19 protein-coding genes are annotated in these 23,878 nt (G+C 71.3%); 9 read left to right on the top strand and 10 right to left on the bottom strand.

Annotated elements, in window-relative coordinates; genetic code table 11:
• Window position 1 precedes the first annotated feature (1 nt).
• From mtgA to E9232_RS05020, 3 genes are all read left to right on the top strand, one after another.
• Window positions 2–772, top strand: coding sequence for a monofunctional biosynthetic peptidoglycan transglycosylase (gene mtgA, locus E9232_RS05030; protein WP_309792505.1), 771 nt, complete (start codon window positions 2–4; stop codon window positions 770–772).
• 66 nt (window positions 773–838) lie between these two features.
• Window positions 839–1,414 (top strand): flavin reductase family protein, encoded by a 576-nt coding sequence (locus E9232_RS05025; protein ID WP_309792504.1) that lies wholly within the window; start codon window positions 839–841, stop codon window positions 1,412–1,414.
• 372 nt (window positions 1,415–1,786) lie between these two features.
• Entirely contained in the window at window positions 1,787–6,355 is a 4,569-nt protein-coding gene (locus E9232_RS05020) for a hypothetical protein (RefSeq protein WP_309792503.1), read from the top strand.
• Window positions 6,356–6,387: 32 nt separating this feature from the next.
• Here the strand turns inward: E9232_RS05020 and gcvA are convergent, their stop codons facing one another.
• On the bottom strand, window positions 6,388–7,275 hold the full coding sequence (gene gcvA / locus E9232_RS05015) for a transcriptional regulator GcvA (RefSeq protein ID WP_309792502.1): 888 nt from the start codon (window positions 7,273–7,275) through the stop codon (window positions 6,388–6,390).
• A 93-nt stretch (window positions 7,276–7,368) separates the two neighbouring features.
• Between gcvA and E9232_RS05010 the strand changes: the two genes are divergently transcribed.
• Window positions 7,369–8,076, top strand: a complete 708-nt coding sequence (locus E9232_RS05010) for an SDR family oxidoreductase (RefSeq protein WP_309792501.1) — start codon at window positions 7,369–7,371, stop codon at window positions 8,074–8,076.
• A gap of 132 nt (window positions 8,077–8,208) precedes the next feature.
• On the opposite strand, the gene E9232_RS05005 is transcribed toward E9232_RS05010, so the two are convergent.
• The 3 genes from E9232_RS05005 to E9232_RS04995 all read right to left on the bottom strand — a co-directional run bounded on the left by E9232_RS05005 (window position 8,209) and on the right by E9232_RS04995 (window position 10,687).
• The gene (locus E9232_RS05005) at window positions 8,209–8,928 is read right to left on the bottom strand and encodes a nicotinamidase (protein WP_309792500.1); all 720 of its coding nucleotides are present in this window, start codon (window positions 8,926–8,928) and stop codon (window positions 8,209–8,211) included.
• Between the two features lie 77 nt (window positions 8,929–9,005).
• The gene (locus E9232_RS05000) at window positions 9,006–10,052 is read right to left on the bottom strand and encodes a bile acid:sodium symporter family protein (protein WP_309792499.1); all 1,047 of its coding nucleotides are present in this window, start codon (window positions 10,050–10,052) and stop codon (window positions 9,006–9,008) included.
• 146 nt (window positions 10,053–10,198) lie between these two features.
• A complete protein-coding gene (locus tag E9232_RS04995) occupies window positions 10,199–10,687 on the bottom strand; it encodes a class I SAM-dependent methyltransferase (RefSeq protein ID WP_309792498.1) in 489 nt (162 codons plus the stop codon).
• A 265-nt stretch (window positions 10,688–10,952) separates the two neighbouring features.
• Here E9232_RS04995 and E9232_RS04990 point away from each other — a divergent pair, with 265 nt between their 5' ends.
• Entirely contained in the window at window positions 10,953–12,569 is a 1,617-nt protein-coding gene (locus E9232_RS04990) for an OpgD/OpgG family glucan biosynthesis protein (RefSeq protein WP_309792497.1), read from the top strand.
• A 58-nt stretch (window positions 12,570–12,627) separates the two neighbouring features.
• On the top strand, window positions 12,628–13,407 hold the full coding sequence (locus E9232_RS04985) for a GNAT family N-acetyltransferase (RefSeq protein WP_309792496.1): 780 nt from the start codon (window positions 12,628–12,630) through the stop codon (window positions 13,405–13,407).
• A 95-nt stretch (window positions 13,408–13,502) separates the two neighbouring features.
• On the opposite strand, the gene E9232_RS04980 is transcribed toward E9232_RS04985, so the two are convergent.
• Window positions 13,503–14,168, bottom strand: a complete 666-nt coding sequence (locus E9232_RS04980) for an RT0821/Lpp0805 family surface protein (RefSeq protein ID WP_309792495.1) — start codon at window positions 14,166–14,168, stop codon at window positions 13,503–13,505.
• Window positions 14,165–14,713 carry an RNA polymerase sigma factor gene (locus E9232_RS04975; RefSeq protein ID WP_309792494.1) on the bottom strand — a complete coding sequence of 183 codons (549 nt, stop codon included), beginning with the start codon at window positions 14,711–14,713 and terminating at the stop codon, window positions 14,165–14,167. Before E9232_RS04975 ends, E9232_RS04980 begins: the two co-directional genes overlap by 4 nt.
• A gap of 190 nt (window positions 14,714–14,903) precedes the next feature.
• Between E9232_RS04975 and E9232_RS04970 the strand changes: the two genes are divergently transcribed.
• Window positions 14,904–15,710, top strand: a complete 807-nt coding sequence (locus tag E9232_RS04970) for a hypothetical protein (protein WP_309792493.1) — start codon at window positions 14,904–14,906, stop codon at window positions 15,708–15,710.
• 45 nt (window positions 15,711–15,755) lie between these two features.
• Here the strand turns inward: E9232_RS04970 and E9232_RS04965 are convergent, their stop codons facing one another.
• Together E9232_RS04965 and E9232_RS04960 are read right to left on the bottom strand one after the other, a co-directional pair.
• On the bottom strand, window positions 15,756–16,544 hold the full coding sequence (locus E9232_RS04965) for an aldolase (RefSeq protein ID WP_309792492.1): 789 nt from the start codon (window positions 16,542–16,544) through the stop codon (window positions 15,756–15,758).
• Window positions 16,545–16,578: 34 nt separating this feature from the next.
• On the bottom strand, window positions 16,579–17,280 hold the full coding sequence (locus E9232_RS04960) for a haloacid dehalogenase type II (RefSeq protein WP_309792491.1): 702 nt from the start codon (window positions 17,278–17,280) through the stop codon (window positions 16,579–16,581).
• Window positions 17,281–17,478: 198 nt separating this feature from the next.
• Here E9232_RS04960 and E9232_RS04955 point away from each other — a divergent pair, with 198 nt between their 5' ends.
• Window positions 17,479–18,312: an AraC family transcriptional regulator gene (locus E9232_RS04955; RefSeq protein WP_309792490.1), complete on the top strand. Its 834-nt coding sequence runs from the start codon at window positions 17,479–17,481 to the stop codon at window positions 18,310–18,312.
• Here E9232_RS04955 and E9232_RS04950 read toward each other — a convergent pair.
• The gene (locus tag E9232_RS04950; RefSeq protein WP_309792489.1) at window positions 18,302–19,051 is read right to left on the bottom strand and encodes a helix-turn-helix transcriptional regulator; all 750 of its coding nucleotides are present in this window, start codon (window positions 19,049–19,051) and stop codon (window positions 18,302–18,304) included. The genes E9232_RS04955 and E9232_RS04950 overlap by 11 nt on opposite strands.
• Window positions 19,052–19,169: 118 nt before the next feature.
• Window positions 19,170–21,830, bottom strand: coding sequence for an ATP-binding protein (locus E9232_RS04945; protein ID WP_309792488.1), 2,661 nt, complete (start codon window positions 21,828–21,830; stop codon window positions 19,170–19,172).
• A gap of 335 nt (window positions 21,831–22,165) precedes the next feature.
• Between E9232_RS04945 and E9232_RS04940 the strand changes: the two genes are divergently transcribed.
• Complete coding sequence (locus E9232_RS04940) at window positions 22,166–23,827, top strand: NAD+ synthase (RefSeq protein ID WP_309792487.1); 1,662 nt, start codon at window positions 22,166–22,168, stop codon at window positions 23,825–23,827.
• Window positions 23,828–23,878: the final 51 nt, after the last annotated feature.

Genomic DNA, 23,878 nt, shown 5'->3' with positions numbered 1-23,878 from the left:
CATGGCCCGGCGCGCCGCGTCCCGCTGGCGGCCGCGCCTGCCGAGCTTGCGGCTGCCCAGCCTTCGGCTGCCGGGCGGGCTCGGCCGCTGGTGGGGCCGCCGGCGCTGGTGGTCGAAGATCCTGTGGGGCCTGTTCGCCCTGCTGGTGCTGGCACCGCTGGCGCTGACCATCGTCTACCGCGTGGTGCCGGTGCCGGCGACGCCCCTGATGGTGCTGCGCCTGTTCGAGGGCGAGGGCTGGCATCGCGACTGGGTGGCCTGGGACGACATCGCGCCGGTGATGGGCAAGGCGGCGGTGGCGGCCGAGGACAACCTGTTCTGCCGGCACGACGGCTTCGACTGGGTGTCGATGCGCGCGGCCTGGGACCGCTACCGCTCCGGCGTCGGCCGGCTGCGCGGCGGCAGCACCATCTCGAACCAGACCGCCAAGAACGTCTTCCTGTGGGACGGTCGCACCTTCATCCGCAAGGGCTTCGAGGCCTATCTGACCGTGATGATCGAGGCCCTGTGGCCGAAGCGCCGGATCATGGAGGTCTATCTCAACGTGGTCGAGCTCGGCCCCGGCATCTATGGCGTCGAGGCGGCGTCTCAGGCCTATTTCGGCAAGAGCGCCGCGCAGCTCTCGGCGCGCGAGGCATCGCTGCTGGCCGCGGTGCTGCCGAACCCGCGCGGCTGGTCGGCCGGCAAGCCGTCGCGCTACGTCGCCGGCCGCGCCGCCACCATCCAGCGCCGCATCGGCCAGCTCGGCGACCTGCTCGACTGCCTGGGTTGATGATGGCTGCCGCTTCACCGACTCCAACCTCCCGGGTAGGACCCCATGACTGCCGGACATGATCGCATGGACCCACACGTCTCTCCTGTCGGCCTCGACAAGGCCTACAGGCTGATCAACCACGGCCCCACGGTGCTGGTCTCCGCCCGTGCCGGCGGCGTGGACAATGTGATGGCCGCGGCCTGGGCCTGCGCGCTCGACTTCGCGCCGTCCAAACTGACCGTGGTGCTGGACAAGATCGCCGCGACGCGCGGGCTGGTCGAGGCCAGCGGCAGCTTCGTCATCCAGGTGCCGACCGTCGCGCAGCTCGAGCTGACGCGCGCGGTGGGCACACGCAGCCTGGGCGAAGAACCCGACAAGCTGGAGCGCATCGGCGTCGAGCTGTTCCGGATGGCCGACATCGAGGCCCCTTTCGTCCGGGGGTGCTCGGCGTGGCTGGCCTGTCGGGTGATTCCCGAGCCGCATATCCAGCAGGCCTACGACCTGTTCATCGCCGAGGTCGTCGGCGCCTGGGCCGACACCCGGGTGTTCCGGGATGGTCGCTGGTTCTTCGAGTCCGCGGGACCGGAATGGCGAAGCCTGCACCATGTCTCGGGCGGCCATTTCTATGCGATCGGCGAGCCCCTGGCCGCCCCGGCGTAGAGGGCAGGGGCCAGGTTCGGGCGGCCCCATCGGGGCCGCTCGTCCTCTTCCGTCGCCGACCGCGCTCCGTCGCCGACCGCGCCGTCGGGCTTGTGGATATGATCTTAAATTACGTCGAAAATTCAATTTGTTGCGCTGACCGGCCGCCTTGCCGATAGTGCGTTCGTCGCGGTCGGCCGCCACATCGCGCCGGACCGCGCCGCTTCGATCTCGCCGCAGACGCTCATGCCCTGCGGGGCTGGGATGTCCGCCCGAACGATCGCAGCGTGCGGAAGGCCATGCTCTCACGGGCTCATTAAGTCCGGGGGCGTCGCGACCGATCGGCCTTTGACGGCAACGGCATTGATTGCGGCATTGATTTGAGGAGGCATTATGCAAACCCAATTTCCGCCCTTCGCCAGCCTGGCGCTGCACAAGGGAAACAGCCAGAATCTCCAGCTCATCGGTCTCGGGACCGACGGCAGCCTGTGTCTGCCGGCCTGGCAATCCCACGCATCGGGGACCTGGACGATCCAGCCTTCCAACCGGCTGTCATTCCAGCACGGGACGTTCTCGGCCCTGGCCCTGGGCACCGGCAATCGCGGCTTCCTGCAGGTTCTCGCGCTGGGCGCGGACCGGCACATCTACCTGGTCGCATGGCAGGATGGATCGGGCGACTGGCATCCGCCTTCCGCTGTCACCAGCGGGCCGCTCGGCGATCCGGCGCGGACCTATGCGGCGGTGACGACCTGCCCCGGCAACAGCGGCTTCCTCCAGGTGTTCGGCCTGGGCACGGACGGCAAGATCTATCTGGTCGTCTGGCAGGACCAGAACGGCGACTGGCATCCGCCATCCGCGGCCACCAACGGGCCGCTCGGCGATCGGAGCTACTCCGCCATGGTCGCGGCCAATGGCAACAGCGGCTATCTGCAGGTGATCGGGCTGGGCACCGACCAGCAGGTCTACCTTGTCGCCTGGCAGGACCAGAAGGGCGACTGGCATCGCGACGGCCGCCTGCTTTCGAAGCCGGGGCGGCACTATTCCGAGGTGGTGGCGGCGAACGGCAACAGCGGCTTCCTGCAGGTGCTGGCCCTGGGCACCGACCGGAAGGTCTACCTGGCCGCCTGGCAGGACGGGAAGGGCAAGTGGCACCTCCCGGACACCTATGGCGGCCCGCTCGGCAACGAGAGCCGGCCCTATGTCGCGCTGGCCGCGGGCATGGGCGCCGACCGCAACCTCCAGGTCCTGTGCCTGGGCACGGACGGCAAGCTCTACCACCCGGCCTATCAGGACAAGTCGGGCGACTGGCACGCGCCGTCGTCCAAGACCTACGGCCCGCTGGGCGACCCGGCGCTGAGCTACCGGGCCCTGGTGCTGGGCAACGGCGACCGGGCCGGCAAGGATCATCCGGGGAACCTGCAGGTGGTCGGCCTCGGCGCCGGCGAGGTCGGCGACGACCTGGCCTTTCTCGCCGCCTGGCAGAGCGCGGACGGCCATTGGCATGCGGGCAAGCCCCTGGGCAAGGTCCGGTCGCCGATCGTCAACTGGGAGGGCGCGACCGGGCAGAAGGTCGATGGCGGCTGCGTCGCCTTCGGGCGGTTCTGGGTGGCGCAAGGCAGCGCGGTCATCTCCTTCGACGCGATCTCCGGCGCGCGCGGGCGGAAGCTGTTCCCCTTCCCCAACAACGCCAGCCCGCGGGCCATCCAGCCCTATGGCGGCAAGCTCGCGGTCATCTGCGACGACGGCAACCTCTATCTCGCCGACCCGGACACTGGCCAGATCGGCTTCAAGGCTTCGGTCGGGATTCCCACCTGGACGGCGGCGCAGGAGGGGGCGGTGTTCGTCGCGGGCTTCGGCGGCGTGACCCGGCTGGGGCCGGACGGCGCCATCGCCGGGCCGTACGGCCGGGAGGTTCTCGCCGGGGCCCCGGCGGTCGCCAACGGCGTCCTCTATGTGCCGACCCATTCCTCGACCTTCGGCTCGAGCGTCGAGGCGCTGGATGCGACGACCCTGGCCAACCTGTGGTCGATCGGCGCGGACGGCAGGCCGGGGCCGGTGTTCTGCGACGGCTCCCGGCTGTGCTTCACCACCGAGCACAAGTCGCTCTACGTGTATGACGTGGGCGCCCGGTCGCCGGTCACGCCGAAGGGAAAGCCGATCGGGCTGGGCGCCGCGTCGGAGATCCAGCCGATCCTCAACGACGGCATCTGCTACGTCGCCTTCAGCGACGCAGTGCAGGCCGTCGAGGTGGCGACGGGCCGGCCGGGCCGGCGCTTCGCCCCGCTGCACAGCGCTCCCGAGGGCACGCCGATCCTGAACGAGAACGGCGTGCTGTTCTACGGCTCGATCGGCCCGATCTACGTGATCGACACCGCCTCCGCATCGGCCGGGCTGGGGACCTATGGCGACGGTGCCTGGCCTTTCCTCGCGGCCTGGCAGGATGGCGCGCTGTTCTATGCCGACAGCAGCAGCGCCGCCGCCGTCCGGCTGGACGAGCTGGTCCACCAGTACTACGCCGAGACCAGCCTGATCCGGGACTTCGACTTCTCCCGGGGCGTGGGTGCGGCCACCTCGGCGCCGAACTTCCAGGTCGAGGTCGCGCTGTTCGACAAGGACGGGTCGCCGCGCGCCGGACAATCCGTGCGCATCTCCGCGACCGCACCGACCACGGTGGTCCATGACGGGCGGGCGACCCGGATCTCGCCGACCGACTTCCTCGACGTCACGGTCGACGGTGCCGGGCGGCTCCGCGTCGCCGTCCCGGCCGGTTCGGCGGACCGCAGCGGCACGTTCCGGCAAGGGCTGACGGCCCCGGAGCTGCTGCTGACCTCGCCCTTCATGGATCCCAGGATGCGGTTCGTGATCCGCCCGCACGGGCAACTGCAGCAGCAGCTGGCGACCATCACCCAGGACCAGCTGCACGGCGCCAAGGGCTATGACGAGCAGGCCGTCGTCAACGACGCGTACCGCAACGACGGCAAGGCCATGGCGAGCGCCACGGGCGCGATCAACCAGATGTCCGGCATGGTCCACACCTCGATGGCCGATCCGCGCAAGCGCAGCGCGGGCAACATGTACTGCGACTCCGTCTGCGACATGGCGGTCGCCTGCTGCATGCCGGCCAGCGATCCGGCCTGCCGGGTGGTCTGCGACCAGTCCTTCTCCTTCGACCTGACGCTCGGCGCCGCGCATTTCCGGCTGCTGTCGCATGAGGAGGCGGGCGCCGCCGCGGCCGCGCTGGCCCCGGCGGCGATCCTCGGGGGCTGGGACGATTTCTGGGACGACATCAAGACCGGGGCGGCCAAGGTCACCAGCGCCGTCATCACGGCCGTCGCCGACGGCGCCGAGGCGGTGATCCACTTCGCGAAAGGCGTGGGCAACTACGTGATCAAGGGCGTGATCGGCGCGATCGAGCAGGCCACCCTGGTGGTGCAAGGCATCTTCAACACCATCGCCTCCGCCATCCACCGGGTGGTCGAGGCGGTCAGCTTCCTGTTCGACTGGACCGAGATCGTCGATCTGCACAACCGGATCCGCGACGAGGTGACCGCCACCTGGACCTCGCTGGGCACGGGTGCCGGCGGGGTGTCCTATGCCGGCATCAAGGCGGCGCTGGACGAGCGGTTCAAGACGGCGAAGTCGGCGGCCGACGCGGCCTTCCGGACGGCCAAGATCGCCCTCGGCAACCAGACGTCGCTCGGCGCCCAGAAGGCGGCCTCGGGGCAGCCCAACGCGGCGGTCGGCTCGGGCCAGGACAACTGGCTGCTGGCCAAGCTGCAGTCCCATGTCGTCGCGCCGGTCGCGCCCGGTCGTCAGGCCGCCCCGGCGGCGGTCGCGGGCATCGTCTGGCCGGATTTCGATCCGGGCGACAAGGTCGCGGGCATCTTCGAGCGGTTTCTGGCCGCCCTCGGCGACACGCTCAGGGGCGAGTTCTCGGCGACGATCGACCGGGTGCGGGAGGATCTCGATTTCCGTTCCAGCCCCGGCCTTCTCGCGCGGGGGCTGTCCGCGATCATCGACATCGTGCAGGGCCTGCTGGATACGGCCATCGGCGTCGGCAAGGCGGTCACCGACCTCCTGGTCGACCTGCTCGAGGCGCTGATCGGGGCGGTGAAGGAGTTCGTCACCCACGAGATCGAGATCCCCTACGTCTCCGACCTCTACGAATGGGCCACCGGCAACAAGCCGTCGCTGCTCGATGTGTTCGCCCTGATCGTCGCCATCCCCGCCGGCTTCGCCATGAAGCTCCTCAGCCGGCAGCCGGCCTATGCCTCGGGCGTCTCGCCGCTGCGGCCGTCCGAACGGATCATGCCGGCGCGCGTCGGCACGCCGCTGCCGGTGGGCTGGATCACCATCGTGGCCGGGTGCGCGCAGACGGTCTGGAGCGTGGTGTCGGGTGTCCTGGGCCTGATCGTCGTGGCGACGGAGAAATTCTCTCCCCCGACGTCGCTCACGTCGCTGGACTGGACGCGCCTCGGCCTGACGCTGGCGGCGGTGTTCCTGGTGCGCGGCGCCTTCGGGGCCGCGATCGGATTCCACCAGGGCCAGCCGGACCCCCTGGTCTGGTCCATCTGGGCGGTGCCCACGCTCGTCCTGGTCGCCGATGTGGCGGCGATCGCCCTGGCCCCCCGACTGGCCAAGACGGGATTGCCCGAAGCGATCGCGATCTATGGTGCGGTTGCCGGCTTTGCCGTGGCGGTCCTCGGGGCGATTCAGTTCCTGAATGGCGACAAGACCGAAGGCGATGGCCTGGCCCTCGGCTTCGCCCTGGCCGTCGGCCTTTCCCTGGTCTGCCGGGTCGTCGTGGTGTTTCCCGAACCAAAGGTCAAAGCCGTCGGCGTCGTCGCGGGGGCGGCCTTCCTCTTCGGCTCGGGCGTCCTGGAGGTCGCGCGGGGCGTCCTGGGGGTTGAGCAGGAGGGTGAGCCGGCGGCGCTTCCGCGCAGGGCCGGTTCGCCGGGCTGAAGCGGCCGGGACGGGGCGGGCGCGCCGCGGGGTCACGCAGCGCCGCCCGCCGCCTCCGCCAGCAACCACAGCCGCATCGCCGCGACCTTGCGGCTGTCCCAGGTCTCGGGCGGGGCCACGATGTAGAAGCCGCGGGCCCCGGCCTCCGGCAGGCGGATGTCCAGCGGCGCCACCAGCTGGCCGGCGCGCAGTTCGCGCTCGACCAGCGGCCGCGGCACCAGGGCGATGCCCTGGCCCAGCAGCGCCGCCTCGATGGCGTGCAGGGTGTGGCTGAAGCGGACGCCGCGCCGGGCCTCGGCCTCGTCGCGGCCGACGGCGCGGTACCATTCCGCCCACAGGAAGTGGGAATCGTGCAGCAGCTTCACCCGGCCGCCGAGGTCGTCGAGGCCGATGGCGGCGTCGCACAGCGCCGGGCTGCACACCGCCACCGGGTCGGCCGGGAACAGCAGCTGCGATGCCAGGCCGGGGGCGATGCCGGTGCCGTAGCGCACCGCCAGGTCGACCCCGTCGCGCTGGAAATCGACCAGGTCGTTGGAGGCGGAGAGGCGGACATCGATGCCGGGATGGCCGCGGGTGAATCCATCCAGCCGCGGCACCAGCCAGCGTGAGATGAAGCTGGGCGTGGTGCTGAGCGTCAGCACCTCGGCCTGGTGGGCGATCCGCGCCGCGGCGTCGGCGATCAGCCGGAACGCCTGATCGACCGGCTGCAGCAGGGCTTCACCCGCCGCGGTCAGGGCCAGGCCGCGGGCCTGGCGCTCGAACAGCCGGGCGCCCAGCGCCTGCTCCAGCCCGCGCACCTGCTGCGCCACCGCGCTCTGCGTGACGTTCAGCGCTTCGGCCGCGCCGCGAAAGCTGCGGTGGCGGGCGGCGGCGCGGAAGGCGCGCAGGGCGTTGAGCGGCGGCAGCCCGTCGGCCAGCATGAAGTTTTCCTACAGCCAGGATGAAGAACTTCGCGTTTGTCTCCTCCCGCCTGCGGGCGCATGTGTCAAGGACAACGCAGAGGGAGACCCGCAATGAGCACGACCGAAAAGGTGGCCATCGTCACCGCCGCCAGCCGTGGCATGGGCGCCGCGATCGCCCGCGAACTGGCGCAGCGCGGCTACAAGCTGGCGCTGTTCGCCACCAGCGATGCGGTGGAGACCCTGGCGGGCGAGCTGGACGGCATCGCGGTGCGCGGCTCGGTGACCGAGCCGGCGGACCTGCAGCGCCTGGTCGACGCGACGCTGGAGCGCTGGGGCCGGATCGACGCGGTGGTCAACAACACCGGCCACCCGCCCAAGGGCGACATCCTGGCGATCCCGGATGACGACTGGCATCTCGGCCTCGACCTGGTCCTGGTCAATGTGGTGCGGCTGGCGCGGCTGGTGACGCCGGCGATGGAGCAGGCGGGGAAGGGCGCGATCGTCAACATCTCGGCCTTCGGCGCGGTCCAGCCCGGCGCGGCCTATCCGATCTCCTCGGTGCTGCGCGCCGGGCTGTCGGCCTTCACCAAGCTCTACGCCGACCGCTACGCCGCCGCCGGCATCCGCATGAACAGCGTGCTGCCCGGCTTCATCGACAGCTACCCCGAAACGCCGGAGCTGATCGCCCAGATCCCGTCGCGGCGCTTCGGCACGGTCGAGGAGATCGCGGCCACCACCGCCTTCCTGCTGTCCGACGACGCCGGCTACATCACCGGCCAGAACCTGCTGGTGGATGGCGGGCTGGTGAAGGGGATTTGAGCGCGACCGCGTCCACCCAACGCTGTCATGCCACGGCTTGACCGTGGCATCCAGGGGCGGCCAGAGCGGCTCGTGGTGGCCCCTGGATTGCCCGGTCAAGCCGGGCAATGACAGGGAAGGGCGGCCGTCGTCTCACGCGATATCCGCCGAGACGATCTTCTGCACCTCGGCCGCGGTCATCGCGGTCCAGGCCTTGGCCAGCGACCCCTCGGCGTCGATGCCGCGGCAGGCATCGTCGATGACGAAGGCCTCGAACCCCGCCTTGCGGGCGTCGATGGCGCTGAAGCCGACGCAGAAATCGGTGGCGACGCCGACCGCGAAGACCCGGTGGATGCCGCGCTCCTTCAGGTATCCGGCCAGGCCGGTGGCCGTGCCGTCGGCCTCGTTGAAGGCGGAGTAGCTGTCGACCGTCGGGTGGTAGCCCTTGCGGATCACCAACTCCGCCGTCGGCAGCTTCAGGCCGGGCGAGAGGTCCGCGCCCGCCGTGCCCTGGACGCAGTGGTCGGGCCACAGCACCTGGTCGCCATAGGGCAGCTTGGCCGTGTCGAACGGCTTGGCGCCCGGATGGGCCGAGGCGAAGGAGATGTGGCCCGGCGTGTGCCAGTCCTGGGTCACCACGATGTTGTGGAAGCGCGTCGCCAGCGCGTTGATCACTGGCACGATCTTGTCGCCGTCGATGACCGCCAGGCTGCCGCCGGGCAGGAAGCAGTTCTGGACGTCGATGACCAGCAGCACGTCGGCATCGCCGGGCGTGATGGTCGCGGCGGCGGCGAGGCTTGGCCGCAGCCATGTGGCGCTCGCGGCGGCGGCACTGGCAGAAACCAGAAATGTGCGGCGGCTGAGCCGGGACATAATTTTCCCCTCCGTTTCATGCAATGCCGAGAGGCTCGCATGGAGGGGGACAGGCAGCAAGTCCTAAAGCCGAGGTGTCAGGCGGCCCGCGCCGTCCGGCTGCGCGCCGGCTTCTCTGCCTTGTGCGCTTCGTGCGCCTCCGCATCCGTCACCGGGCGGGCGGCGAGGCGGCCGGCGATGACGCTGACCGCCATCAGCTGGAAGAAGTGGAACACCATGACCGGCGCCAGCACCAGGCCCAGCTGCGGCGTGGTGCCGAACATCAGCCGGGCCATCGGCACGCCGGTGGCCAGCGACTTCTTCGAGCCGCAGAAGGTGGCGGCGATGGTGTCGGGCAGGTCGAAGCCGAACAGGCGGCACAGGCCCCACATCACCGAGAAGGCGACGCCGAACAGCAGCACCACGCCGACCACGATCTCGACCAGCACGATGGGTTCCTGCTGCGACCAGATGCCGGACGCCATGGAATCGGCGAAGGAGCCGTAGACGATCGCCAGGATGATGGCGCGGTCGGCCATCTTGATCCGGGCGTGGTGCCGCGTCGCCCAACCGCTGAGCAGCGGCCGCACCAGCTGGCCCAGCACGATCGGCACCACCACCAGCATCACGACGTTCAGCAGCACCGGGCCCAGCCGCATCGGCGTGCCCTGGCTGTGCGTGTACCAGGCCATCATCAGCGGGGTGATCAGGACGCCGATCAGGCTGGAGAAGGTGGCATTGAAGATCGCGGCCGGCAGGTTGCCGCGCGCCAGCGAGGTCATCGCCACCGAGGAGGAGATGGTCGAGGGCAGGGCGGCCAGGAAGAAGAAGCCCAGCAGCAGCCCGGGTTCGAGCCAGTTGTGCCCGATGGCGCCGGCGCCGAGCACCAGGGCCGGGAACAGGATGAAGGTGCCGGCGGTGGCCAGCAGGTGCAGCCGCCAATGCGACGCGCCGGCCTTCATTTTCTCCGGCGCCAGGGTCAGGCCGTAGAGGAAGAAGACGACGGAGACGCCGTAGGTCGAGATCCAGTCCCAGTGCAGGGGGCCGCCCGTGACGCCCGGTGTGGGCCAGAGACACGCGGCCACGGCAACCAGGGGCAGGGCGAACATGAACCAGTCGGGCTTAGCCCGGCGTGCCTTGGCCATTACGAACTCGCATCTTGCTACGGGTTACCCGTGCATTCTGTATACAAGATAGAAGCTGACGCGCCCGGACCACCCCCGATCCGGCATGGGTGTGTTGCAGTGCGGAAATGGTTGCTGCGGTCGCGAAGCGGTGCGGCCGCCGGGACCTATCCGACCCGCCACAGGAAATAGGGCCACTCCGGCGCCGCGAAGGGCAGGGCGGTCCAGCGCCCGGCCCGCATCGGGCGGTCGCTGACCACCAGGCCGCCGGGCGCCATCAGCCCGTCGATCAGCCCGGCCAGCCAGTCGGCCTGGGCGGCGTCGCGGGCGCGGTCCTCGCTGCCGAAATCGGCATGGGCCAGGGCCGCGGGGACCCACGGGGTCCGGCCGGACAGCGCCGGCAGGGTCTCGCGGAAATCGCCCAGCACCAGATCGGGCGCCGCCGGCGTGGCATCCGCCGGCGCATGCAGGTCGCGGTCGAAGCCGATGATGGTGCGGTCGGGGAACAGCTTGCGCAGATGGCTGAAGGTGCGGCCCTTGCCCAGGCCGATCTCCAGCACCGGGCCGGGCAGGGCGCCGATCTCGGCCGCAGCCACCTCCAGCGCCCGGCGCTGGGTGGTCATGCGGGCGATCATGCGGTCCAGGCGGCTGTCCATCGGGTACGCGCTCCAGCGGCGGGTGTGGGCCGGCACAGTAGGACGGACCGGCCGGGCGCTCAAAGGGCCACGCGTCGCGTCCCATCCTCCGAATGACGCATGCGTGGCCGCGACGGTTGGCATCCGGCGCGCGGGGTTGCTATGGTCGCGGCCTCGCGAAGCGGCCGGATAGTGCCCCCGCGGCGATCGGCGCCCCACTCGCGGGCCCCGGCCGCGACGGGGGCGGCTCGGCCGATGTCTCAACCCGGGGAAGAGACGGGAAACGATGCTCGACCGCCGCACCTTGCTGAAGCTTGCCGCTGCCACCCAGATGTTCGGGATGTTCGGAGGGGCCTCGGCCCTGGCGGCGCCGCCGGCCGGGCTGCGCTACGGCGACGCCAGCCCGTTCTCGTTCGACTGGCTGAAGAGCCGGGCGCGGGCGCTGGCCGCAGCACCCTACGCCTCGCCGCCGCGGCCGGACCCTGCGACCGTGGAGGCGATCGACTACGACGCCCACGGCAAGCTGAAGTACAAGCCGGAATACGCGCTGTACGGCGACGGCCAGCCGGGCGCCTATCCCGTCACCTTCCAGCATGTCGGCCGGTTCTTCCCCAAGACCGTGAAGATGCATGCGGTCGACCCCGCCGCCGGCACCGCGCGCGAGATCACCTACGACCCGCAATACTTCACCGTCGGCCCGGACAGCCCGGCCGCCAAGCTGGCGCCGGAACCCTCGGCCTTCGCCGGCTTCTGGATCCAGGAGGCCAAGGACAAGGGCGACTGGAAGACCGAGGAGCCGTGGGTGGCCTTCCTCGGCGCCTCCTATTTCCGCGCCAAGGGCGAACTCGGCCAGGTCGGGCTGTCGGCCCGCGGCATCACCATCACCCCGGGCTCGGGCGGCCCGGAGGAGTTTCCGGACTTCATCGGCTACTGGTTCGAGCCGGCCGGGTCCGACGCCGACGCGGTGACGGTCTACGCCCTGCTCGACGGCCCCAGCCTGTCCGGCGCCTACCGCTTCCTGATGCGCCGCACCGCCGGCGTGGTGATGGACATCGAGAGCGTGCTGTTCCTGCGCCAGCCGGTCGAGCGCCTGGGCATCGCGCCGCTGACCTCGATGTACTGGTATTCCGAGACGGTGAAGAAGACCGCGATCGACTGGCGGCCCGAGGTGCATGACAGCGACGGGCTGGCGATGTGGACCGGCAGCGGCGAGCACATCTGGCGGCCGCTGAACAACCCGGCCCGGATCGTGATCTCCAGCTTCGCCGACCAGACGCCGAAGGGTTTCGGCCTGCTGCAGCGCGACCGCGTCTTCGACCATTACGAGGACGGGGTGCGCTATCACCTGCGGCCCTCGGCCTGGGTCGAGCCGCTGGGCGACTGGGGCAAGGGCGCGGTGCAGCTGGTCGAGTTGCCGACCGACGACGAGATCCACGACAACATCGTCGCCTACTGGCACCCGGATGCGCCGACCAAGGCGGGCGACGAGCTGGGCTTCGCCTACCGCCTGCACTGGCTGGCGGACGAGCCGTTCCCGACGTCGCTGGCCCGGGTGGTCGCCACCCGGCTCGGCCGCGGCGGCCAGCCCGGCCAGCCGCGCCCGGACGGGGTGCGCAAATTCATGGTCGAGTTCCTCGGCGGCCCGCTGACCAACCTGCCCTTCGGGGTGAAGCCGGAGCCGGTGTTCTGGGCCTCGCGCGGCACCTTCTCCTCCTACACCCTGATGGAGGCGGTGCCGGACGACGTGCCGGGCCATTGGCGCGTCCAGTTCGACCTGGCGGTCGACGGCGACGACCCGGTCGAGATGCGGCTGTTCCTCAAGGCCGGCGACCAGGTGGCGTCGGAGACCTGGCTGTTCCAGTACCGGCCCTTCGTGTCGGACGCCTGGCCGGTCGGGAAGTAGTGCCCGCGGGCCGACGCCGGGTGGTGCGGATGCCGCCCGGCACCAGCCGGGGAGATCAATGACGGACGACGCGATCGTGGTCCTGGCGCGTGATCCTCTGCGCCACATCGTGCTGCTGAAGCACATCGTGGCGCATCCAGACGATGTGCAGGTGCATCAGCTGTGGGACAGGGCGGCGGCGGCGACGTTGGTGCTGCTGGCGACCGCGGCGAACTCCTACGATCGGCAGGCCTATCCCGCGGCGCAGGTCGCTGCCCTGATCTCAAGCGATCATCCGGACCTGACCGGCGCCCTGCTGGACCTCGTTCCGCGCGATGTCGGAGTCGTGTTCAAGCTGTCCAGCGATGCCGACCGTGACGCGGTCGCGGCGCGGTTTCCGATCGAGCCGACGACGCGCTACCTGTCCTTCACCACCGCCGCGCCATTCCGCCGGGATGACCAGGTCGAGCTGACGGTCACACCCGGCGATGCGATGCTCGACCTGTTCGAGACGCAAGGCCACGACCGGGGCTGGTTGCGCGACCTGCTCCGGTCCGGCCGGGCCTTCGTCGCGGCGCTGCAGCGGGACGGGCAATTGCTCGCCGCCTGCTTCGCCTTCGAGAACCATGGGCCGGTCTGGGAGGTCGGCGGCGTCTGCACCCCTCCGGCGTTCCGGCGGCAGGGCCATGCCGCCCGCGTGGTCCGCACCGCGTTGGCCGAACTCGCTTCGCGCCGCCTGGTTGCGCGCTACCAGGTCCACCATGAGAACGCGCCTTCGATCCGGCTGGCGGACTCCCTCGGCTTGCGGCGCTTCCTGACGCTGACCCACTTCCTGCACGACCCGGCCCGCCGCGGGTGACGACAGCGAGCCGGCGCCGTTAGCCGGCGCCGTTCGCCTGCCGCAGCGCCTCTGCCGGGTCAGCGATGTTCCTCAAGGCCGGGATCAGATGAGGCCTACAGCGCCTGGCCGCCGGCCGGCCCGCCGTTGTCGGGCCACCACAGGCGCCAGTCGTGCTGGCCGACCCGGCAGGCGATGCCGCCGCCGGTGCGGGAGCCGTCCGGCCCCTCGACCGCCTCGGTGAACTCCCGGCAGAAGCGGCCGGAAGCGTCGATGAAGGTCGAGACCGGGCGGACCCGGCCCGCGGTCGCGCCGTCGCGCCACGGTGTCTCGACGCCGTTCGGCGCCTGCTCCAGCACCTCGGCCCGCCTCGCGTCGATCGCCGTCTGGGTCGCCAGGCGGATCTGCTCCGCCGTCTCGATCCGGGCGACCCGCTCTTCGAGGCCGTCGATGACGCGCAGCGCGGTCCAGCCGCCGCCGGCCACGGCCAGCAGCACTGCTGCGGCCGCGATCGGCCCGAGCCACAGGCGGGCCGGGCGGCGCCGCCCGGCCATGATTGCCGGGGCGGCCGCATCCCCGGCCAGCAGCCCGGCCAGGGCGGGTGGGAGCGGCTCCTCCACCGGGGGAAAGGCGGCGGCGAGCCGCGCCGTCATGTCGCGCTCGCGCCGCAGCGCCAAGGCCAGGGCCGGGTCGCGGGCCAGCGCCGCGTCGACCAGCCGGCGGCGCTCCGGCTCCAGCACGCCGTCCGCATACCCCGCGATCCAGTCGGTGTCGATCGTCAAGGTCGCCTCCATCCCCGAGGGGCCGCCACGGCCGTGGCGCCGACCAGGCGCCGCGACAGCAGATGGTGCAGCGCCTGGCGGCCGCGATGCAACCGGCTCATCACCGTGCCGACCGGCACCTCCAGCGCCTCCGCCGCGGCGGCGTGGCTGAGGCCGCCGGCCGAGACCAGGAGAAGCACGCTGCGCTGCTCCTCCGGCAGCCGGTCGATCGCGCGCTGCACCGACGCCAGCATCAGGGTCGCCTCGACCTCGGCCTCGGCGTCGCCGCCCGGCAGCGTGTCCGGATCGACCGGATCGGCGGTCTCGCCGCGGCGGCGTCCCGCCCGCAGGCGGTCGAGATGGAGATGGTAGGCGATGCGGAAGATCCAGCCCTGCATGGTGCCGGTCGCGCCGGCCTGATGCGCCCGCTCCAGCGCCCGTTCGCAGGTGGCCTGCAGCAGGTCGTCGCCCTCCGGGGTCGAGCCGGCGAGCGCGCGGGTGAAGGCGCGCAGCCGCGGCAGCGACGTCAGCAGTGCCCCTTTCACCCGTTCTGCCGGATCGGACATTCCCTCATCCCATGGCTCCGGCGTCACCTGCGTCCGGTCTCGGCGCATAAACGCTTGAAACGGCCGCCCGGCCCAAGGCGGATGCAAATATTTTTACGAGATTTCCGGGAATGACAGGGGCACTTCGGACGTCTGGGAAGTGAGACGAGCTGTTGCGGCTCGGTTCTACACACTGGTTCCGGAGGTCCTCATGCGTATCCGTTCCGCTGCGACACTGCCCTTGGTGGCCGCGTTCGGCCTGCTCTATGCGACCGGCGCCAGCGCGGCCGTCCTCGGGGATTTCGCCGGCCTCTCGAAGCCGCAGTTCATCACCGTCAAGGACAATGGCGGCGGGAACGGTGGTGGGAATGGCGGTGGCAACGGCGGCGGAAACGGTGGCGGGAACGGTGGCGGGAACGGTGGTGGCAACGGTGGCGGAAATGGGGGCGGGAATGGTGGCGGCAACGGCCACGCCGGCGGGAATGGGAACGCTGGCGGCAACGGCAACGGGAACGCTGGCGGCAAGGCCGGAGAAAACAGCAACGAACCCGATGCCGGGGGCAAGACCAAAGGCCGGGGCCAGGGCCTCGGCAAGCCCGACACCATCTCGCTCGACGACGACACCACCGACGCCCTGATCGGCTCCGGCTGGTCCCCGACCGTCGGCAACGGCGCGTTCCGCAATCACGGCCAGCGCGTCTCCACCATGGTCGGCCTGTCCAAGGCGCTCGGCTATGGCGCCCGCGTCGGCGCCATGCAGGCCAATTTCGGCACGCCGCAGGAGACGGGCATCCGCGCCCTGCAGGAGCGGATCGCCGACCTCAAGGCCGACCCGACTGCGGACCCGGCCCTGATCGACGCGCTCGAGGCGCAGCTCGCCGACCGGATCCAGCAGGTCAAGCCCGGCGTCGGGCCGACCGGCGAATGGGAAACGACGAATCTGGACGTCGACGGGAACGGGGTGGTCGACGATCACGACCTGTCGCTCGCCCGCCAGGGCTTCCACCCGTTCGATTGACGCCCGATCGTCAGCCGGCGCCGTCGGCCGCAATAGGCCCGCCTCTCAGGCCGCGAAGCCCGGATCCTGCCGCATCAGCTGGCGCTTGATGCTCTCCAGATGCAGCCGGGCGCTGTCGGCGTCGCCCGACCGCATCTGCTCATAGGTCAGCCGGGCGATCTCGGGCGACACCGGGCGCAGCGGGCGGCCGGTGCTCAGCGCCTTGACCTGCACCTCGGCCGCCCGCTCGAGGTAGTAGAGGTCGTCCCAGGCCTCGGCGATGGTCGGGCCCACCACCATCACGCCGTGGTTGCGCAGGAACACCACATCGGCGTCGCCCATGGTCGACGCGATGCGGTCGCCCTCGGCGGTGTCGAGCGCCAGGCCGTTATAGGCGTCGTCCACCGCGGTGCGGCCGTAGAACTTCAGCGCGGTCTGCCCGGCCCAGGCCAGCGGCTGGCCCTCGACCATGCTCAGCGCGGTGGCGTTGGGCATGTGGGTGTGGAACGCCGCCCGGGCGCGCGGCAGCCGCTTGTGCAGCCGGGCGTGGATGTAGAAGGCCGTCGCCTCCGGCCTGCCGTCGCCGTCGATGACATTGCCCTCGAAATCGCAGACCAGCAGGCTGGAGGCGGTGATCTCGCCGAAGGCCAGGCCATAGGGGTTGACCAGGAACAGGTCGTCGCGCCCCGGCACCAGGGCCGAGAAGTGGTTGCAGATGCCTTCCTCCAGCCCCAGCCGCGCCGCCATGCGGAAGCAGGCCGCCAGGTCGATGCGGGCCTGGCGCAGCGCCGCCCAGTCGATCTCGCCCAGGTTGGACAGCCTGGGGCCGGCGGCGGGGTGCAGCTCATGGGCCATTGGGGGATCCTTTGCGTCGTCGCGGAGAGTGGGGTCAGAGCCAGCCGGCATCCTTGAACACCGCGGGCACGCCGTCCAGCGACGGCAGCACCGCATCGGGCTGGTAGCCGTCGGCCGGGCGGCGGCCGGTGCCGCGGTCGATCCAGATGTCGCGCAGCCCCAGCGCCCGGGTCGCCACCAGGTCGAGATGCGGGCTGGCGCAGATGTGGACCACCTCGTCGCCGGTGACGCCCAGCGCCCGGTGGGCGTGTGCGAAGATCCGGTGCGACGGCTTGTAGGCGCCGGCCTGCTCGGCCGTGACCACCCGGTCGATATGGCCGCCGAGCTGGGCGACGTTGCCGGCGATGATGTCGTCGTCGGTGTTGGAGATGATGCACAGCCGGAAGCCCGCCGCCTTCAGCGCCGCCAGGGTCGGCACCACCTCCGGGAAGGGCGGCATCCGGCCGATCGCGTCGGTCAGCACCGCGGCGTCGCGCTCGTCCGGGGCCAGGCCGAGGTCGCGCATCGCCAGGGTCAGCGCCGCGCCGGCGATGTCGCGGAAGCGGCGATGCGGCTGCTCGCGCTCCAGCGCATGTTCGTGCCGGTCGTAGGTCGCGATCAGCCGGGCGGGATCGACCGTCGCCGCCTTGCCGGCCAGGATGGTCCGCACCGCCTGGTCCAGCCCTTCATCCCACTGGATCAGGGTGCCGTAGCAGTCGAAGGTAACCCAGGCCGGGCGAGGGGTTCCGGACAGCATGGCGACGATTCTCCGCTGGTGGTGGGGACCGGTATGGCGGAGTGGTTGCCGATTGGGAAATTGGATTGTCGACTGCGATTCATCGGAAACGCAAATGCTCCGGCCGCGTCGCAGACTGATCGCCGCGCCGCGCAACCGCGATCAAATGCGAGGCACGGCGCCACGCCACAGTGCCGGGGAAGGCTGATGGGAGGGGACATGAACCCGGTCGAACGCGCGCTCTGGTTCATCGAGCACCAGTTCTCGGCGGAGATCACGCTCGACGCGATCGCCGAGGCCGGCGGGGTGTCCCGGTTCCATTTGTGCCGGGTCTTCGGCATGGCCACCGGCCATTCGGTGATGCGCTACGTGCGCGGCCGCCGCCTGACCGAGGCTGCGCGCAGCCTCGCCGCCGGGGCGCCGGACATCCTGGCCGTGGCGCTCGATGCCGGCTACGGCTCCCATGAGGCCTTCACCCGGGCGTTCCGCGACCAGTTCGGCTTGACGCCGGAGCTGGTGCGCGGCCAGCGCCGTGTCGACACCCTCGCATTGGTGGAGCCGATCAGAATGGACGAGACCCTGATCATCGATCTCGAGGCGCCCCGCTTCGAGACCGGCCGGACCCTGCTGGTTGCCGGGCTGGGCGGCCGCTACACCTTCGAGACCAACCAAGGCATCCCGGCGCAGTGGCAGCGCTTCGCGCCGCAGATCGGCCATGTGCCGAACCAGGTCGGCGGCGCCGCCTACGGGGTCTGCTGCAACGCCGACGAGGCCGGCAATTTCGACTACATCGCCGGGGTCGAGGTCTCCAGCTTCGACGACCTGCCGGCGGATCTCGCCCGGGTGCGGATACCGGCCCGACGCTACGCCGTGTTCTCGCACCGCGACCACATCTCGAAGATCCGCGCCACCCATTACAGCATCTGGACCCGGTGGCTGCCGAGCTCGGGCCATGCCTTCGCCGATGCGCCGGGCTTCGAGCTCTACACCGCGGATTTCGACCCCTGGGCCGGCATCGGCCTGGTCGAGATCTGGATGCCGATCAAAGGCTGACCAGCGCGAGCGGCGGCCGTGCCGCCGGCCGGCTCGCCGCCGCCATGCGCCAGTCGGCGCGCATCGGGGGCCGGTCGCACTGCGCCAGCAGGCGGACCAGCTCGGCCTGCCGGCGTGTGCCGGTCTTCTCGAACACCCGGGCGAGATGGGTGCGGGCGGTGGTGTCGGCGATCGCCAGCCGGCCGGCCACGGCCTGCAGCCCGTCGCCGCGGCTGATCTCGGCGGCGAAGGCGGCCTCCGCCGCGGTCAGGCCGAACAGCTCCTGCAGCAGGGCCGGGTCGGGGGTGTCCCCGCGGTCGGGATCCATGATGAAGATCGCCGCCAGCGGCCCCTGGGCACGCAGGCCGGCGGCGCCGTCCCGGACCGCGATCACGGTCAGCAGCAGGGGAAGCCGCCCGGACGGGCGCGAAATGCGCAGGCGGGTTCCGGCCAGGGCAGCCATGTCGATGGCATGGTGCAGCCTGCGGGTCTCGTTCGGCAGCGCCGCCGCGACGCCGGACGGCCGGGCGAACAGCCCGTCGGCGCGGGCGACGATCGCCTCGGCGCGGCGGTTGAGGCGAAGCGGCCGCGCTGCCGCGTCGGTGAGGATGACGCCGAGGTCGAGCCAGTCCAGCACATCGTCGATGTCGCCGTCCGGCGATGCGCCCATGACGGTCTCGCGGGTCGACAGGGCAGCGAGCGGTGGAGTGTCCAGCATCAGGGAATAGTCGAGATCCACTGCATGATCGGTGCGCGCCATGGTCCTATCCCTCCATGCTGGACCGTCCCGCTGGTCGGCGGAGACGTGGATTCCAGCCTAGGCAGCGGGGCCCAGGCGCGCGTCGGGGCGGACGCCCAATTTTCGCGGGAAAGCCTACCTAGTTTTCGCCGGCGCCCAGCAGCCAGGGTTCGCTGTGCAGGCGCAGCACCACATCCATCCGGCTGCTGGCGTTCAGCTTGCCCAGTACGGCGGAGACGTGGTGTTCGACGGTCCGGGGCGACCGCACCAGCCGCCGCGCGATGTCCCGGTTGCCCATGCCCTGGACGATCAGGCCCAGCACCTGCAGCTCGCGCCGGGTGAGGCCGAGGGGGTGGCGCCGGGCCGTCGCGTAGGGCCCGCGGCGCGGCTTCGGCAGCTGGGCGGAGACGCCCAGGCGCTGCGCCGTCCGGCGCGCCAGCAGGGCGGCGGGGCGCGCCTCCAGCGCCTCGAACATCGCCACGGCGCGGGCCAGGGCCGGCCCGGCCTCGGCGCCCTGAGCCTGCGCCAGGGCCAGCGCCGCCTCATAGGGCAGGCCCAGCCGCGTCCATTCCGCGGCGGCGGCCAGGGGATCGCCGGACAGCTCGGCCATCCGCGGCGCCGGGATCCGCGCCGTCGCCATCGGCAGGGGCCCCGCCATCCCGCCGCGCCGCCACCACACCGCGAACTCGCCGAGCGTCCAGGGGTCGAAGCCGTCGAGGTCCATCGCCGCCAGGGCCGCCAGCTGCTCATGGCAGGCGCCCGGATCGTCCGCCAGCCACGCGGCCTCGACCAGCGCGAGCCGCGCCGGCGCGATCAGATGCAGGTCTTCGGTCTCCAGCGCATCCCGCAGGGCCTGCCGCATCAGGGCCGGGGCATCCGGCTCGCCCAGCCGCATCCGCACCCGGCCCAGCACGATCAGCGCCGGCAGGCGGATCACCGGCGCAAGCTGCCCGAAGCCGACCACGCCCTGGGCGATCGATTCGGCCTCGCGGAACCGGCCCTGCTCCAGGCGCAGCCGCGCCTGCCAGCCAATCTGGTAATGGGTCCAGGAATCCAGGTCGTGCCGGATCTCGAAGGCGATGCCGTCGGCCAGCACCCGTTCGGCCAGGGCGAAATCCTTGAACGCCACCGCATACTCGGCGAAGTTCATGTAGGCCCGCGCGGCGTGCTCGTGAAACCCGTGCTCCAGGGCCAGCGCCAGGCTCTCCTCCATCGGCTCCCGGCCGCCCGGTCGGCCGACGAACAGCAGGGCGGTGGCGACATTGTTGAGGGCGTGGACCCGGGTCTCGACATCGCCCAGCCGGTCGGCCAGCGCGATGGCGCGGCGACCCCAGTCAACCGCCGCGTCGACCTGGCTGCGCTGCAGGTGCAGCTGCGACCGCACGCTGTAGGCCATGGCCAGCTCCGGTCCCGGCGGCAGGCGCTCCAGCTCGCGCACCGCCTCGTCGACGCAGGTTTCCGCCTGCCGGACCTCGCCGCGGGACCACAGCAGCCGCGCCAGCCGGCGCAGGTTGAGGCCGACCTTGTCCATCCGCCCCAGCTCCCGCCACAGCGCGATGGCCCGCTGCCGCGCCTCGATCACCGTGTCGTCGATCGACAGCGCCAGCCCGGCCTCCTCGGCCCAGTCCTCGTGCAGCTGCGCCGCCACGGCCGCCGGGATCTGGTCGACATAGCGCAGGGCGGTCGCCAGATGGGCGGCGGCCTGCTGATGCGCGCCGAGGCTCGCGGCCTGCGCCGCCGCCTGCGGCGCCAGGGCCAGGACGCGCGGGCCGTCATCCGCCGCGGCGGCATGATGCACCCGGCGCGACAGCAGCAGGCCGGCCTGCGCCGCCGGGGCCTCGGACATCGCGGCCTCGACCCGGGCATGGAGGGATTGCTGCACCGCCGGCGACAGCCGTTCGAGCGTGGCCAGCCGCGCCAGCTCGTGGCGGAACCTCACGCCGCCCTGGCCGTCCCGCAGCAGCATGCCGCGGGCGATCAGCTGGTCGACCGCGGCATCGGCCCCGGCGCCCAGCAGGGCCCGCACCAGCCACGGCTCGACGCTGCCGGGCGCGATGCTGATCACCTCCAGGGCCTCGCGCTGGTGTGGCGCCAGGCGCGACAGCCGTGACCACACCGCGTCGCGGATCGACGCCGGGATGCCCGCCGCGGCGGTGTCGCTGCTGGCCAGGAGCTCGGTGACGAAGAACGGATTGCCGGCGGTGGCCTGGTGCAGGCCGGCGTCGGGCCGGCCGGCCCGGTGCGCCAGCGCTGCAACGGCGTCGGGCGACAGCGGTTGCAGGGTGACGCGGGTGGCGGTGGCCGAGGGCAGATCGCCCAGCACCTGCGCCAGCGGATGGTCGGCGCCGATCTCGTCGGTGCGGAAGCTCAGCACCAGCAGGACGCGCAGCACCGAGATGCGGCGGCCGAGATACTTCACCAGATCCAGCGTCGCATTGTCGGCCCAGTGCACGTCCTCGAACACCAGCACGGCGGGGTCGCGCGCGTCCTGCAGCGCGGCCAGCAGCGCCGGGAACAGGCGCTCCGGCGCCGCCGCCTGGTCGAGCAGCGCCGCCACGCGCGGACCGAACGCCTCGGCCATGTCCTGCAGCGGACCCAGGGCGCGTGGCGTGAACAGCGCCTCGCACCCGCCCCACAGCACACGCTGGCCAGGGCCGACACGACTGGCGAATTCCTGCAGCAGGGCGGTCTTGCCGATCCCGGCCTCGCCGCCGAGCAAGGCGGTGCCGCCCTGGCCGGCCGCGGCGCGCCGGGCGAGGCCGAGCAGAAGGTCAAGCGGCTCGTCGCGCTCGATCAGCATGGAGATAAGGTGCCTCCCCGGGGGGCGTTCGGCGGACAAGCCCGGTTTCCGCGCCCATAGTGCCAAAGCCCGGCGCGTCCGGCCACCACCCCTGATCGGGTGCGTCGGGGATCGGCGGTGGGGGATCGGTGCCAAGTCCTGAGCATGGGCGCGCTCGGCCGGGGAGGCCTGCCGTCCTGCTGGGGGAGGCATGCAACTTTGCCGGGCGGGGTTGTCGGCCGGCGCTTGATTTTCTCATTCTGAGAATTAATCTGGGAGTCATCGCCTCCTTCGCTCGGCTTCAAGCCGACCCGGGCGGCTGCTAGGGTGCGCTGGATCTCACGCTTGGAATTGTCATGACCGATCGCCTCGTCATCGCTCTCGCCCAGTTGAACCCGACGCTCGGCGACGTGCGCGGCAACATCGAAAAGCTGCGCCGGGCGCGCCAGGAGGCGCAGGAAGGCGGCGCCGATCTGCTGCTGGCCAGCGAGCTGGCGGTCAGCGGCTATCCGCCCGAGGATCTGGTGCTGAAGCCCTTCTTCCTGGATGCGGTGGAGGAGGGGGTGCGCGAGCTTGCCGCCGAGACCGCCGACGGCGGCACCGCGCTGCTGGTCGGCGCCCCCTGGCGCGACGGCGACCGCACCCACAACGCGGTGCTGCTGCTCGACGGCGGCAAGGTCGCGGCGACCCGGTTCAAGCACGATCTGCCGAATTACGGCGTGTTCGACGAGAAGCGGGTGTTCGCCGCCGGGCCGATGCCGGGGCCGATCCCGTTCCGCGGCGTGCGGCTGGGCGTGCCGATCTGCGAAGACATCTGGTCGCCCGACGTGGTCGAGTGCCTGCAGGAGACCGGGGCCGAGCTGCTGCTGGTGCCGAACGGCAGCCCCTATGAGGCGGGCAAGGCCGACCAGCGGCTGCAGATCGTGCTGAACCGGGTGACCGAGAGCGGCCTGGCCATGGCCTATCTCAACCAGGTCGGCGGCCAGGACGAGCTGGTGTTCGACGGTGCCTCCTTCGTCATCGGCCGCAACGGAGCCCTGCGCCGCCAGCTGCCGTCCTTCCGCGAGCATGTCGCCATCACCGAATGGGTGCGGGGCGAGGAGGGCTGGGACTGCGCCGAAGGCGAGCGCGTCGCTCCGCCGGAGGGGGGCGAGGCGATCTATGGCGCGATGGTGCTTGGCCTCAGGGATTACGTGAACAAGAACGGCTTCCCTGGTGTTCTGATTGGACTTTCCGGCGGTATCGATTCCGCGATTTCGGCCGCGGTGGCGGTCGATGCGCTGGGCGCCGACCGGGTGCATTGCGTGATGCTGCCGTCGCCCTACACCAGCCAGCACAGCCTGGACGACGCGGCGGAATGCGCCGCGGCGCTGGGCACCCGCCTCGACAGCATCTCGATCGAACCGGCGATGCAGGCCTTCGGCGCCATGCTGGGGCCGCTGTTCGAGGGCACGACTCCTGACATCACCGAGGAGAACATCCAGTCCCGCGCCCGCGGCGTCACCCTGATGGCGCTGTCGAACAAGTTCGGCAAGATGGTGCTGACCACCGGCAACAAGTCCGAGATGTCCGTGGGTTACGCCACGTTGTACGGCGATATGTGCGGCGGCTATTCCGTGCTGAAGGACGTCTACAAGACCACGGTCTACGAGCTGTCGCGCTGGCGCAACCAAGTGCACCCGGAGGGCGCGATGGGCCCGGCCGGGCGGGTGATCCCGGAGCGGATCATCACCAAGGCGCCGACCGCGGAGCTGAAGCCGAACCAGACCGACCAGGACAGCCTGCCGCCCTATGACGCGCTGGACGACATCCTCAACTGCCTGGTGGAGGAGGAGAAGAGCGTCGACGAGATCGTCGCCCGCGGCCATGACCGGGCCACGGTGGCGCGGGTGTGGCGCCTGCTCGACCGCGCCGAATACAAGCGCCGCCAGGCCCCGCCGGGCGTCAAGCTGACCCGCCGCAACTTCGGCCGCGACCGGCGCTACCCGATCACCAACTCGACGCTGCGGCTGATCTGAGGAGGCGGATCTCCGCCGTCCCGCCGGGCTCGGGAGAGCGCCCGCGGCCAA

Source organism: Inquilinus ginsengisoli, assembly GCF_031453975.1.
In the GTDB taxonomy this organism is placed as follows: Bacteria; Pseudomonadota; Alphaproteobacteria; order DSM-16000; family Inquilinaceae; genus Inquilinus; species Inquilinus ginsengisoli_A.
This window is presented reverse-complemented; position numbering and strand designations above follow the sequence as displayed.

Coding starts and splice junctions, on each gene's coding strand:
- E9232_RS04985 (WP_309792496.1), top strand. CDS start 12,628: ATGACGGACGACGCGATCGTGGTCCTGGCGCGTGATCCTCTGCGCCAC.
- E9232_RS05005 (WP_309792500.1), bottom strand. CDS start 8,928: ATGTCCCGGCTCAGCCGCCGCACATTTCTGGTTTCTGCCAGTGCCGCC.
- E9232_RS05000 (WP_309792499.1), bottom strand. CDS start 10,052: ATGGCCAAGGCACGCCGGGCTAAGCCCGACTGGTTCATGTTCGCCCTG.
- E9232_RS04940 (WP_309792487.1), top strand. CDS start 22,166: ATGACCGATCGCCTCGTCATCGCTCTCGCCCAGTTGAACCCGACGCTC.
- mtgA (WP_309792505.1), top strand. CDS start 2: ATGGCCCGGCGCGCCGCGTCCCGCTGGCGGCCGCGCCTGCCGAGCTTG.
- E9232_RS04965 (WP_309792492.1), bottom strand. CDS start 16,544: ATGGCCCATGAGCTGCACCCCGCCGCCGGCCCCAGGCTGTCCAACCTG.
- E9232_RS05020 (WP_309792503.1), top strand. CDS start 1,787: ATGCAAACCCAATTTCCGCCCTTCGCCAGCCTGGCGCTGCACAAGGGA.
- E9232_RS05025 (WP_309792504.1), top strand. CDS start 839: ATGGACCCACACGTCTCTCCTGTCGGCCTCGACAAGGCCTACAGGCTG.
- E9232_RS04945 (WP_309792488.1), bottom strand. CDS start 21,830: ATGCTGATCGAGCGCGACGAGCCGCTTGACCTTCTGCTCGGCCTCGCC.
- E9232_RS04990 (WP_309792497.1), top strand. CDS start 10,953: ATGCTCGACCGCCGCACCTTGCTGAAGCTTGCCGCTGCCACCCAGATG.
- E9232_RS04955 (WP_309792490.1), top strand. CDS start 17,479: ATGAACCCGGTCGAACGCGCGCTCTGGTTCATCGAGCACCAGTTCTCG.
- E9232_RS04970 (WP_309792493.1), top strand. CDS start 14,904: ATGCGTATCCGTTCCGCTGCGACACTGCCCTTGGTGGCCGCGTTCGGC.
- E9232_RS04960 (WP_309792491.1), bottom strand. CDS start 17,280: ATGCTGTCCGGAACCCCTCGCCCGGCCTGGGTTACCTTCGACTGCTAC.
- gcvA (WP_309792502.1), bottom strand. CDS start 7,275: ATGCTGGCCGACGGGCTGCCGCCGCTCAACGCCCTGCGCGCCTTCCGC.
- E9232_RS04995 (WP_309792498.1), bottom strand. CDS start 10,687: ATGGACAGCCGCCTGGACCGCATGATCGCCCGCATGACCACCCAGCGC.
- E9232_RS04975 (WP_309792494.1), bottom strand. CDS start 14,713: ATGTCCGATCCGGCAGAACGGGTGAAAGGGGCACTGCTGACGTCGCTG.
- E9232_RS05010 (WP_309792501.1), top strand. CDS start 7,369: ATGAGCACGACCGAAAAGGTGGCCATCGTCACCGCCGCCAGCCGTGGC.
- E9232_RS04950 (WP_309792489.1), bottom strand. CDS start 19,051: ATGGCGCGCACCGATCATGCAGTGGATCTCGACTATTCCCTGATGCTG.